The organism is Maledivibacter halophilus (assembly GCF_900167445.1).
GTDB lineage: Bacteria > Bacillota > Clostridia > Peptostreptococcales > Caminicellaceae > Maledivibacter > Maledivibacter halophilus.
The window spans coordinates 34555-47894 of the sequence record NZ_FUZT01000010.1 but is presented as its reverse complement, the minus strand read 5'-3'; the positions used below and the strand labels follow the sequence as shown (position 1 = coordinate 47894).

At 33.6% G+C, this 13340-nt stretch carries 10 protein-coding genes; 7 read left to right on the top strand and 3 right to left on the bottom strand.

What is annotated here, in order from left to right; translation table 11 throughout:
• Window positions 1-19 precede the first annotated feature (19 nt).
• Window positions 20-2470, bottom strand: a complete 2451-nt coding sequence (locus tag B5X81_RS18405) for a sigma 54-interacting transcriptional regulator (RefSeq protein WP_170917491.1) — start codon at window positions 2468-2470, stop codon at window positions 20-22.
• A 226-nt stretch (window positions 2471-2696) separates the two neighbouring features.
• On the opposite strand from B5X81_RS18405, the gene B5X81_RS18400 reads away from it, so the two are divergent.
• From B5X81_RS18400 to B5X81_RS18370, 7 genes are all read left to right on the top strand, one after another.
• On the top strand, window positions 2697-3182 hold the full coding sequence (locus B5X81_RS18400; protein ID WP_079493801.1) for a PTS system mannose/fructose/N-acetylgalactosamine-transporter subunit IIB: 486 nt from the start codon (window positions 2697-2699) through the stop codon (window positions 3180-3182).
• Between the two features lie 17 nt (window positions 3183-3199).
• Complete coding sequence (locus tag B5X81_RS18395) at window positions 3200-3952, top strand: PTS mannose/fructose/sorbose/N-acetylgalactosamine transporter subunit IIC (protein ID WP_079493800.1); 753 nt, start codon at window positions 3200-3202, stop codon at window positions 3950-3952.
• Between the two features lies 1 nt (window position 3953).
• On the top strand, window positions 3954-4784 hold the full coding sequence (locus tag B5X81_RS18390) for a PTS system mannose/fructose/sorbose family transporter subunit IID (RefSeq protein WP_079493797.1): 831 nt from the start codon (window positions 3954-3956) through the stop codon (window positions 4782-4784).
• Window positions 4785-4918: 134 nt separating this feature from the next.
• Window positions 4919-5320 (top strand): PTS sugar transporter subunit IIA, encoded by a 402-nt coding sequence (locus tag B5X81_RS18385; protein WP_079493795.1) that lies wholly within the window; start codon window positions 4919-4921, stop codon window positions 5318-5320.
• 10 nt (window positions 5321-5330) lie between these two features.
• Window positions 5331-6773: a sulfatase-like hydrolase/transferase gene (locus tag B5X81_RS18380; RefSeq protein ID WP_079493793.1), complete on the top strand. Its 1443-nt coding sequence runs from the start codon at window positions 5331-5333 to the stop codon at window positions 6771-6773.
• A 29-nt stretch (window positions 6774-6802) separates the two neighbouring features.
• The gene (locus B5X81_RS18375; protein ID WP_208985091.1) at window positions 6803-8341 is read left to right on the top strand and encodes a PHP domain-containing protein; all 1539 of its coding nucleotides are present in this window, start codon (window positions 6803-6805) and stop codon (window positions 8339-8341) included.
• A 28-nt stretch (window positions 8342-8369) separates the two neighbouring features.
• Window positions 8370-9827 (top strand): sulfatase-like hydrolase/transferase, encoded by a 1458-nt coding sequence (locus B5X81_RS18370; protein WP_079493791.1) that lies wholly within the window; start codon window positions 8370-8372, stop codon window positions 9825-9827.
• 95 nt (window positions 9828-9922) lie between these two features.
• Here the strand turns inward: B5X81_RS18370 and B5X81_RS18365 are convergent, their stop codons facing one another.
• On the bottom strand, window positions 9923-12403 hold the full coding sequence (locus B5X81_RS18365) for an Athe_2463 domain-containing protein (RefSeq protein WP_079493788.1): 2481 nt from the start codon (window positions 12401-12403) through the stop codon (window positions 9923-9925).
• Entirely contained in the window at window positions 12396-13310 is a 915-nt protein-coding gene (locus B5X81_RS18360) for a copper amine oxidase N-terminal domain-containing protein (protein ID WP_079493786.1), read from the bottom strand. The genes B5X81_RS18365 and B5X81_RS18360 overlap by 8 nt, the downstream gene beginning before the upstream one ends.
• Window positions 13311-13340: the final 30 nt, after the last annotated feature.

Here is a 13340-nt window from a genome sequence, read left to right as displayed (position 1 = left end):
TTTTATTTTTTATAAAAACCTATTTAGAACTAAATAATATTTCTGTAAGAAAACTTATTTCATGGTCAGGTATAGTTATTTGATAGTAGGCTTCTAAATCCGATAATGATTTTTTTACTATAAAAGAATATTCTTTCTTTTCAGGCTTTAAAGGTAATGAGGTTGTTTCTTGAGAAAAATCGTCATGTATAATAATTTTTTCTATAAGACGGGTCAAATGAGCAATAAAAATTAAAATAGCATTGTCTGGTAAAGGCTCCCCTAAAGCTTTTTGAAGTCTGTAAATACATTTGTTTAATTGATTTGTTATCTCATCAATATCCAGATAATCCACATAATAGCTTAATAATTTTGGTAAAGTTAAGCTTAAATTGAGGGTATTTGAGCTGATTTCCTTTGTGTTGTCAATATTATTTATATAAGAGAAGTTTTTATATTTAAAGTCCTCTAAAATACTGGAAACTAGTTTTTCCAAATCATTAATAATAAAATGCTTATTTACGGCTTCCAATACTATGGGGGTGCTAACACAGTCAATAGTGGCTGTTTCAATTCCCGTTAATTTTGTAATTTTCTTACCTACATTAACTAGAGATCCCATATCAACTAAAAATAGTATACCCTGTTCCTGGTTGATCCTTATACAAAATTGAGCCACTCTATTGAAAAATTCATCGAAATTTCCTTCAAGGGAAAGATCAAATCCATATATGAGCTTTTCTCCAAAGATGGAATTAACAACATTAGCTATACTGGTGGCAGTATTTTCACCATGGGATAATATGATAATAGGTATACGATTATTGTTTTGTTCTAAAATATTAATAGAATGAATCAAGCTTGATAAAAAGTTTATGTCAGCCTTAGGAATTTTCAGGCCAGTAATTTTAGATATTTCATCAGTAATTCTTATAGCAAGGGTTTTTTCTTCCTTTGTTATCTTAGAAATATTGTAATTAAAATCTAAATGTCTACTTTCATTTTGATTATTATTTAAGATTTGACCGACAAATAAACTAAGAGAGCTTACTAACTGGGTTGTAATAGGTATATTGCTTTCCAATTTGATAATTTTAATGAGCCCCTCAACAATATTAATTACATTCTGAGGTATAATGGAATAAAGCTTCTTAAACTGTTCCTTATATATATGGGCAGAGTTATAGTTAAAGTTAAGATCAAGTTTTTCTCCCAGTGTTAATATAGCTTGATCTTTAGTATAACCTAGATTCATGAGTTCATTAATATCTTCATTTAATTTTTTATACCATTTTGATGGAGTAACCTTTTTATTAATAGTCGGTGCTTCTATTTTTTCAGGTAAAATATAAAGGTTAGCTGTTTTAATTTTATAATTTTGTTCAGTAAAGGCAGTCAGGCCAATGTCCTCTGGTAAACATTGCTGGGTAATAATTAAATCCTTCTCATCTATTATTGTGTGATTTAAAAAGCCCTTAGCACATGAATATTGAATAATGCTTTTCAGTTTTCCGATATTTCCTTCATTAATCCTTGTGAGTAAAATTTTAATAACCGGTGCAGTAATTTGAATAGGAATGTTTATTTTATTGGCTTCCTTTTTAAACAAAGTTTTTATTAGCTCCACCCGTTCTTTTATTGGTCTATCATTTAATGGAGGAACATTTAAAATAATTGGTATTCTTCTTAAAAAAGTAGTCAAAAGTGTTTTATTAGGGTCTTCAGTTGTCGCACCAATTATTAAAATATCCTGGATCTTTTCTTCTTTATCACTTCCAACCTTTCTATATACCCCTTTGTCTATAATAGAAAAAAGCATTTCTTGACCAGCCGGAGGTAGTCTGTGAATTTCATCTAAAAATAAAATTCCATGTTCTGCTTGATTTACCAACCCTTCTTTATCGGCATCTGCACCGGTAAAGGCTCCTTTTACATGGCCGAAGAGCAAAGATACCAAAAGATGTGGATTATTTGAATAGTCGGCACAATTCAAAACTATAAAAGAATTCTTTTTAGACAGCTTATTTGAATAAAGGGCAAAATCATACATAAGACTGGCTATTAAGCTTTTACCTGTTCCCGATTGTCCTAAGATTAAAGTGTGCAATCCATTTGGAGGATAAAGTATAGCGGCCTTTGCAAGCTCACATAAGCTTTTTAGGCTTCCATTTGAGCCAACAAGGGAATTAAAAGGGTCTTCATCTTCTAAATCTATGGGTTGTATCTTTTTTTCATCCAGGAAAATAGAACCACTCTCATCAAAATACCAACGATTATCCAAAAATTTCACAGGTCTTCCATCGATTTTTATTATTTTATTTTCTTTAACCAATGAGTTAAGATGATTGCTTGCATTGGCCCTAGAGATTTTTAAGCGTTGAGATATTTCATTTGCAGTGAAGCCAAAGGAATTGTAACTTTCTGTTTTGATATTAAGAAGTTGATTACAAGCCTCTTTTAAGCAATTTAAAACTGTATCCTTTCTCGACATAAGTATCATCACCTTTAGAAAATTATATTAAATTTATTATAAAACTGTTTAATGTTTTTTGCAATATAAACACTAAGGTAAAATAGTGTTTGAAAAGAAAATCTTAGTGTTTAAAAAATAGAAGAAAAATTTTTAAAAGCACCTTGTTTTCACATTAGTGTTTGGCACGAAGATTGCATTTATAATAAGTGTCATAAATTATAATACTTTTAGGGAGGTTTTTAAGATGGAAGTAAAATTAATGAGAACAGACGATAGATTGATTCACGGTCAAGTTATGGTTCGCTGGGTTAATCATCTAAAAATCAAAAACATAGTTATTTTTGATGATGAAATTGCTGATGATAGCATGCTTACCAATATTTTTGAGCTAGCGTGTCCAAGTGGGGTTGAATTAATCATCGCAAAGGTTAATGATGGAGAAAAAGTTAAGGAGAAGATAGAAGGACAAGAAGAAAGCACCTTAATTTTAAATCGTTCTCCTCTAATTATGGAAAAGGTTATCAATAATGGATTTGTTTCTGATTTGGGATATAATATTGGCCCTATGAGTAATAAGCCAAAAACTACAAAATTAGCTTCATTTTGCTATTTATTGGATGATGAAATCCAGGCATTAAGAAATATTCATCAAAAAGGAATAAATGTCTTTGTTCAAACCGTTCCAGATGCTGAAAAGCTAGAGTGGAACGATATTGAAAAAATAATATAAAGAGGAGGAAAAGCAGTATGGAATTATGGCAAGCTATATTAATAGGCCTATTTGGTTATCTTGGAGCAAAAAGAACTCCGTGGTTTTTTGGTGTAACCGGTGGTTGGAATACCATAGGGAGACCATTAGTTGCAGGACTGATAATTGGAATTATTTTAGGTGATGTAAAATCAGGAATTTTAGCTGGTGCAGCAGTTCAGGCCATGTATATAGGACTTGTTACACCGGGAGGATCACTTCCAGCTGATATTAACTTTGCAGCATACATTGGGATTCCACTGGCCCTAGTAAGTGGGGGCGGCCCAGAGTATGCAGTGGCATTGGCTGTACCATTGAGCTTTTTTGGAATCGTAGTTTTTAACTTTTTAATGAGCTTTAATGCAACATTTGTTCACAAAGGAGATAAGTATGCTGAAGAAGGTAATGGAGAAGGAATTATTCGTATGAATATATTAGGAACAGTTCCCACTTTCTTAATTCGATTTACAACAATTTTCTTAGCATGTTATTTTGGTGCATCTGCAGCCCAAACATTAACTAATGCAATGCCAGAGGTTGTAGGAAGAATCTTTATTGTTCTAGGTAGAATGCTGCCAGCCATTGGATTTGCATTATTATTACGACAAACCTTAAGTGATAAAAAGATGATAATATTCTTTTTAGCGGGTTTTGTAATAGTTGCATCATTTAATATTACAATTCTTTCCCTTGCAGTTTTAGCAAGCTGTATAGCTGTATTAGATACTATGTATAGAAAGGAGGCTGCATAATATGGAGAAGAACAAGGATGCTCAGACAATTAAAATACCAAAAAAAGAAGTAAGAAAGGCTTGTTGGAGATTTATATTCTTTTCCCACTGTGCTCAAAACTTTGAAAGAATGATGGGTCTTGCATTCACCCATATGATGGTGCCTATACTGAAGTTTTTATATAAAGACCCTGAAGAATATAAACAAGGTTTAAAAAGACATATGCAGTTTTTCAATACAGAACCCAACCTTGGAACCCTTATACCGGGAATAGTAATTGCTTTAGAGGAGCAAAAAGCAAATGGAAAGCCGGTTTCTAATGATTTGATTGTCAGTACCAAAAACGCACTTATGGGACCCTTTGCCGGCCTTGGAGATTCCATTCTTATAGGTACATATATGCCTATTTTATTAAGTATTGCATTGGGATTATCCGAGGGTGGCTCACCTATTGGTGCAATATTCTATATAGCCACGTGGCTAGGATCAATGGTGTTAATGCGTTACTGGCTATTTATGAAGGGGTACAATCTTGGCCTCAGTGCAGCTAAAAACGTATTACAGGAAGGATTGACTTCTAAAGTAACCCAGGGACTTAATGTTGTTGGACTCATAACCATAGGTGGAGTTAGTGCCAATTTTGTTAAAGTACCTGTTAGCTTTACTTATAACTCTGGAGAAATGGCCATATCACTACAATCAATTTTTGACAAGATTATGCCTAAAGTATTACCCCTTATATTAGTATTGACTGTGTATTATTTAATTGACAAGAAGGGCTGGTCGGTTAATAAAGTTATTCTATCATTATTAGCATTTGTTTCAGTTATGGTTGTAATAGGAATTATGTAAATTAACTATCACAGCATGTCAAATTATTCATAGGCCCTTATTAAAGAATTTAAGCAAAAAGATAGTATGATATGAAATTTCATATTGAAAACTAAGGGCCTGTGGATATAGATATTTCAAAATAGGAGGATATTATGGTAGGAATACTTATTGTAGCTCATAGTGAGCTTGGGAGTGCACTTATTGAAACATCAAAGATGATATATGGAGATTCAGAAAATCTAAAGGCTATTTCCTTTGTTCATGGTGAAGGTCTGGATATATTGAAAAATAGGATCATTGACGAAGTAAATAAAATGGAAACTGAAAATGGATGTTTGGTTTTACTTGATGTTTTTGGTGGAACACCAATGAACGCATCGATTATGGCCTTAGGAAATAGAGAAAATGTAGAATTTGTTTATGGTGTTAATATGCCAATGCTTTTAGAGGTGCTTTCAATGAAAGACACATGCAATAATATTAAAGAATTATCAGATATCGCTGTAAAGGCGGGTTCAGACAATATAGGACGTGTTAAAAAGTCAAAGGCATAAGGGGGATAAAATGAGAAAGAAAGATATATTAATATTTTTCACAGACCAACATACTCCAAATGTAATAGGAGCCTATGGAAATGAATTTGTTGATACCCCGAATTTAAATGAGCTGGCAGAGGATGGAACCCTTTTTGAAAGGGCTTATACTTCATGTCCCCTATGTGTACCGGCTAGAATGTCCTTTTTAACAGGGCAATTACCATCAAAACTAAATATTTTTAACAATGAAGAAACCCTTTATGAGGACCAGGCAACCTTTTTACATTCATTAGCAATAGAAGGCTATGAAACTGTACTTTGCGGTAGGATGCATTTCAAAGGGGCAAACCAAAGACATGGTTTTACCAAGAGAATAATGGGAGATATCACAAGCCTCTATTGGGGTACAGGAGGAAAAAATCGAAAGGACTTTGGTCCCTTTATAGGAACAACGAGTATGAAGGGCTGTCTAAATGTTATAGGAGGAGGAAATTCTCCAGTTTTAGAATATGATAGAGCAGTTATAGAGGCAGCTGTTAATTATTTGAAAGAGGAGCATGATAAACCCCAGTGTATTGTTGTAGGAACCTATGCCCCCCATTTTTCCTATGTATCACCGGAGAAAGAATATTGCAAGTATAAGGATATACTGCCCCTTCCAATAACCTGGAATACAAAGACGAGCTCTAAACACAGAGCATTTAATCATATGGAAAAAGATATTGCATTAGATGAATTGAAGGGTATCAGAGCTGCATACTATGGAATGGTTGAAAATCTTGATAGGCAAATAGGAGAAGTAAGATCTGCCTGGAAGAAATATTTAGAAAATAATAAGCGTCAAGGCGTTTTTATATACATGTCCGATCATGGAGATCAAATAGGAGAAAGAAATCTTTTTGGAAAACAAACCTTTTATGAGGATTCTGCCAGAATACCGTTAATTATTGAAGGGGATGGGATTAACAGGGGAGATGTAAAAAAGGGTGCTGTCAGTATTATGGATATAGCGCCTACAGTTATAGAAATAGCAAATGCTTATCCCTTACCGGAAACCGACGGAAGAAGCCTATTAAATGAATTAACAAATAATATGGATTATATAAATAGAAATGTAATTAGCGAACATATTTTGTCAGAAAACAAAAACACGAATTATGTAGGAAGAATGATCTATGAAAATGATTATAAATATATTCATTTTTATGGATATGATGACGAAGATTTGATGTTTAATATAAAGGAAAATCCCATGGAAGATAAAAATATTATTAAAGATAATTCAGAAAAGGCAAAGGATTTAAAGGAAAAATTAATTAAGGATTGGAAACCAAAGAAAATTTTGGACAGACATATAAAAAGATGTAAAAGTCATGGGATATTAAAAAAATATGGTCAGGCCTTAATGCCTGAGGAAGAGGAAAGATTTAAAGTTACAAAGGAAGCAAGAATTTTACCATCGGTTAAGTAAGATAATTATATTACAAAGGAGATGAGCATATGGCAAGATACAATATTTACTGGACAGATATGCACTCTAATATTCATTCTAATCAAATGAAGGATTTAAAGCAATGGTATGACCAAGCTAAAAAACTTTTTGATTTTTGGCCTATAGCTTATTATCCATATTATATGCGTAAGGATGACACTGGACTGGGAGTAGAAGACATATATCCCAAGGATGTTGTAGAAAATGACTGGAAGACATTAAAGGATTTTGTAGAGTCAAATAGCTCAGATGATTTTCCCGTGTTTATGGGATATGAATGGCAGGGAAGTGGATTAGACGGTGATCATAATGTATTTTATTTAAATAATAATGAACAGCTATACAGCCCCCTTAGATATGAAGAATTGATTCAAAAACTACCTAGGGGAGAGGCTATTGCAATACCACATCATTTAGCCTATCAAATAGGGAAAAGGGGAAAGAACTGGGCCACCCACAACGATGAATACTCACCCTTTGTTGAGATTTATTCCTCCCATGGAAGCTCAGAAAGTGATATGACCCACCTTCATATGAACAGACATATACACATGGGTCCTAGAACAGGAGGCTGCACCGTAGAGGATGGTCTGAATAAAGGAAATATATTTGGGATAATTGCCTCAGGTGACAATCATTCTGTTCCAGGAGTATATGGACACGGTCTGATGGCTTGCATGGCCACAGAATGTACAAAGGAAGCTTTATGGGATGCATTTTTGAATCGTAGAGTTTATGGAGTGACTGGAGATAGAATAAAGCTGGATTTTGAAATAAATAATTCTCCTATGGGAAGCATTGTAAAAAATTCAGAGGAGTTACAGGCCCAGGTAAATGCTGTAGGCTCCCATGCTATCGATAGGATAGAGCTTTTAAGAAATAATGTTTTAGCTTATGTTCATACAAATTCAGGAAGCTGGGAAGAAAAAGAACTGCCCCAAAAAGTAAGATTTAAATTTAGAGTAGAATTTGGATGGGGTCCCGATAGAAGAATTTATGAGGATATATACAAAAAAATATGGGACTGCAGCTTAAAAGTTAAAGGAGAAATAATATCAGTAGAAAAATGCTGGACTAATTATGGGCAGGAAATATTAAATACTTCAAAGGATCAATGTGATTTTAAATTAACCTCCTATAAAAGCTCTGCAACAGGTAAATGGATGGGGCCTTCTCCCGTGGAAAATGAGTCACTTATATTTGAAATAGAAGCTCCAGTAGAATCTGCTGTGGAATTAATAGTGGATAAAAAGATGTACTCATTACCCATTAAGGATATATTATCTACAACCCAATTATTTCATTTAAGGGATGAGGTCAAAGAACTGACAGATAAAAGATGGGGCTTTAAGGATTATTATCGTGACGATCCTTTTTGGCATAATGCATATAAATTCAAAGTTTATCAAGGTATACCCTACGAAGGATATAAAACTGGATTTAAATACAAAATTCCATATAGAAAAGATTGTAAAGATAATTACAGGGTACGTGTATATCAAAAAAATGGACAAATGGCATGGTCTTCTCCAATTTTCATAAGATAATAGCAATAAATATTGAAGGAGGATTTGTATGAAGAAGCCTCATATATTAATATTTAACCCAGATCAAATGAGGGCAGATTCAATGCAACATTTGGGTAATGAAGCAGCTGTAACTCCTAATTTAGATAGGCTGGCAAAAGAAGGAGTATCCTTTAGTCAAGCCTTTTGTCAAAATCCAGTTTGCACCCCAAGCAGATGCAGCTTTATGAGTGGATGGTATCCCCATGTAAGGGGACATAGGAGTATGCATTTTATGATGCAAAAAGATGAACCCGTTCTTTTAAAGATATTAAAGGATAATGGATATTATGTTTGGTGGGGAGGAAAAAATGATCTTATAGCTGCTGATAAAGACATAAAACCCTATTGTAATGAAAAATTCACACCTTCAGAAATTGATCCAAATAAAGTTGAATCCGATTATAAATGGCAGTCTAAATGGAGGGGGGAATTTAAGGGCAATAATTATTATTCCTTTTATGCTGGAAAAACAGAGAAGGAAGAAAGCTCCTTTGTAAAGCATGATTGGCTCTATGTAAATGCAGCTGTAGAAAAAATAAAAAGCTACAAGGAAGATAAGCCACTGTGTATATATCTTCCATTATTATATCCCCATCCTCCCTATGCCGTGGAAGAGCCTTTTTATAGTATGATAGATAGAAATAAAGTTTCAAAATGTATAGAGCCCTTTGAGGATTGGACATTAAAACCAAGTATACTAAAGGGAATATATGATAGGCAAGATCTAAAAAACTGGTCATCAGAGGATTTTGTAGAGTTAAAATCTACTTATTTAGGAATGTGTGCAAGGATAGACTATCAATTTGGTCTAATAGTCAATGCTTTAAAAGAAGCCGGAATATATGATGAAACTGCTATTTTTGTTTTCAGTGACCATGGTGACTTTACTGGTGACTACGGACTGGTTGAAAAAACCCAAAATACCTTTGAGGATTGCTTGACCAATATACCACTAATTATAAAACCACCATCAAATCTTGACTGTAAGCCTAGAACTACCGAGGCTTTAGCAGAGCTTGTGGATATACCGGCAACTATTTCTGAAATAGCAGATGTAAATTTAGATTATAATCATTATGGAAAATCATTAGTGCCTGTGTTAAAGGGCGAGGAGATTCACAAGGACTATGTATTTTGTGAAGGTGGAAGAATAGATGGAGAACCTCAATGTATGGAGCTTGGACATAAGGAAACATCACTGTATTGGCCAAGATTAAGTATTCAAGCAAGTGATGGGCCAGAGCACAAAAAAGCTGTAATGATAAGAAATCATAAGTATAAATATGTTTATAGATTAGAAGAAAATGATGAATTTTACAACTTAGAAAAAGACCCACATGAAAAAGAAAATCTTATCCAAAATAGAAAATATGAAAATGAAATACAAATATTAAAGGATAGATTATTTAAATTTATGATTGAAACCTCAGATGTTGTGCCCCTTAAAAAAGAAAAGCGAAGATGAATCTATGACAGGGGACGGTTCTTTGTCAAGCGGCTTAAAGGTACCGGGTACCATCCGAATCCTGTCGAAAATAAAAGGTCAAAGTTATGATTTATTTAATAGGTATTATCATCCTCATACATATCTCCCTTTATCTTGATTGTTACATCTTCACATATATTTAGTATTCCACCAGGAGTAGATGCTCCACCCAGTGCCACCATTATTTTATAATCTCCATCGAGGGTATGTACCGGTATGTAATGAACCTTGCTTTCTATTACACTTTTGGGGTTTACTGGAAGCTCAAATCTTCCATTGGACCCTTCCATCTCTATTATTTCACTTGGGGTGTATAAATAGGCCCTTTGTATATTCTTTATTTGGCTCTGCTTATCGTAATTTGATACTATATCAGCCTTCGCCTTTACTTCTATACCATAGCCAGATTTTATAAAGCCCTGATCCTTGTTTCTCCAATCAACCTCCACCTTAACATTTCTAAGCTTTGCATAAAATCTAACTGTATAGCCATCAACTACTGTTATTGTTCTGCATGTTCTATTTTCTCCTGATCCACTGCAACGCTCTTCAGTATGGGTCCAAGTTTTTATTCTGTCCCCTGATTTATATTCTCCCTTATCTCTATATTCTGTCCAGGTAACATATGAAGGACTGCATATTTTCTCCTGCTTTCTTATGGTCCTTGAATTTATGGTTTTTGTATTATTGTTTTCATTAGTTTCTTTAATTTTATTGTTATAATCAACCTTTGCTGTCATTTTAAATCTAGTTTCTACATTTGGAGTTTGAAGTCCAAAGGTTACATTTCCTGTTTTACCTGCCGGTATAAAAACCTTATCCCTGGTTATTGTGTTTCCTTCTACATCTAGCTTTAAATTTGTTACTAAATTAGTTGTTCCATTATTTCTAACCGTAACTATAACCGGTGAATAGGATCCTGCCATATATTCCTTATATTTAATATCCACTACCTCAAGGTCGAAGGATTCCTTATCCTTTATTGGTATAAGAATAGATACTTCATTGTCGGCCATTGTACTTTCTTCTATGATTGTACCATCTTCGAACTTTGCAGGATGTTTTTCGTTCATATTTAATTTGGCCACAAGCTCAAAGGTGTCCCTTTTGTAGTCTTCGGGGATATTATAATTTAGTTCTCCTGTAGATACGCCTAGGGATTCTACTGTATTCCCTTCATCAGTAAACATATATTTCAGCTCATTAGGATACTGTAAATAGTAATCTACTGTAACATCATAGGCATCTTTAAGACACATATTATATACATCGAATTTTAAATCATACATCTCGTCGTACTCTATTTCACTTGTTTCATTTCTAATATCCTTTATGGCTAGATTGTCGGTTTTGGCTTCTACCCAATATTCGATTATTAGTGGGATGAATATTATGTAGGCTTCTACTTCATTTAATTTACTAAAGTCTATTTTCTCCTTTGGTGGTATAGTGAAGGTTTGATATAAAATTCTTTTATTACCATTTTCATCAATATATTCATGCCAGCCAACAGCTGAGCCTTGTGTATAGTCGGCTTGGGGTGATTGAATCATAAAATGATCTATGAGCTTTTCTCCTGTCCAGCCGTTTTTACCTGCCCAGTCTAGTTGGTTGAGCCATGAGATAGCTTCGGCTCTATAAGGGTCTATTTCGTTATATTTAGACTTTTTAGGTTGCTTTTGATTATTTATATCTTTTTTCCAAGGAAAATCAATCCAAATTTTTTCCCAAGGTTCAAGTCCAGTTTCAACATCCGGTGGAAACGCTTCATTTGTAAAGGGATTTCCATTAAGGTCATAGCCTAAATATCTTGGAATAGCCTCCTTATAATCTTTAGAAACTATTTTCCCTTGCTTATTTTTATAATCATTTCCAGAAACATCTTCAGGACTTCCGTATACTGCAAAACCCTTTTTCTTACCTTCCTCATTCAATTTACCTTTCGAGGTTTCTTCAGGAATATCTGAATTTCCAATTGGCTGGAGCTTTCTGACAGCTTCTAAATCCTCTTTAGTCTCTGGATTGGGATTGTTAGGGTTTTGTCCTAATAATATGTATATATCCTCGTCAGTATAATCGGAAACCTTCAAGGGCTCAACTTGGGGTGTAAGCTCTGCATTGTACTTAAGCTTAACAACTCCATCGGTCAAATACCTTTCATTTATTTCAATTTTATCGGTGCCATGATTATAATAATTCTTAATAAAGTCATCCTTAGTCTGAGAAAATTTATTTATACTCCTTGAAAAATCTTCTGTAGAGAACATAAATCCTAAATCATAGGGGTAAGCTATTACATTTAGAATTTTGTCTATAGTTTCCTGATCCTCAAATTCCTTAAGGTCTATTTCCTGCACTACATCGTTTTTTTCCCCTAGTTCTCCATTAACCCAATTTCCATCTTGATCTTTGTATACTAAGATTCCTTTTTGCACTAGCCTATAATGAGATACATAAGCTACTAAATCCTTTTCCTGGGCTGTTGATGTTATAGGAAGAATAATAGAAGATATCAATACTAAGAATATTAATATCCTTGAGATTGCTTTATTCATTATCCTTTCCTCCTATATATATGCTTACTGCACCTTCAATTTTTTTACTACTAAAGGTTCTTCCATCATAAAAAAATTGCTTTGATTTTTTTGTTGTTGGTTTTTCATTATCTATTACATTGCTTACATAATTATAAACAGTTTCATATTTTGTTGGATAATAAACTTTAAGCATATTCTTAAGAACTGAATAATCTTTGTTGTAGATTTCTGGATACACTGTAATTAAAGATGTAGGATCATTTTCTGTTGCTCCATTAACAATTATACCTATTGAATCTATATCTCTTCCACCATCAATACTATAAACGACCCCACTATGGCCGACAAAATTATTTGGAGATACCTTGAAAACTTTTTTCAATTCATCATCCTTAAGTCTTGAAATCATTTCTTCAACGCTTTCTAAACCTTCTTCTTTTTCTTTAACTTTCGTATCAATAGTAACCGTCCTAGCCTCTCCATTCCACCCCACAACAGCCCCTAGAGCTTCAGACACAAATCTTAAAGGTACAAAGGTTCTATCAAAGTAAATCTCAGCCTTTGTATCAAACTTTATTGTTTCTAAGTTAACTGTGGCTTCCATAGCACCTACTTTAAGCTCAATATGCCTTTCATTTTGGTCTATAAGCACTGTCCTTGTTTCTCCGTTCCAGTCAACCTTTGCTCCTAGGGCTTCTGCTATAAATCTAACTGGAACCACTGTTCTATCTTCCTTGTTTATAAAGGGTTTAGCATCCTTGAATTTAATTTTAACTCCATCAACCTTTACATCTACGGTATTATCAAAGTTTTCATCAACCTTTATAAGTTTTCCTTCTTCGTCAAATTTGTAATTACCTTCTGCAAATACATTTAAGCTTAATACTAAAACCAAAACAAATGATAAAATAATTATCTTTTTCATTTTAATACCCTCCCAGATTTTGTTTTAAAA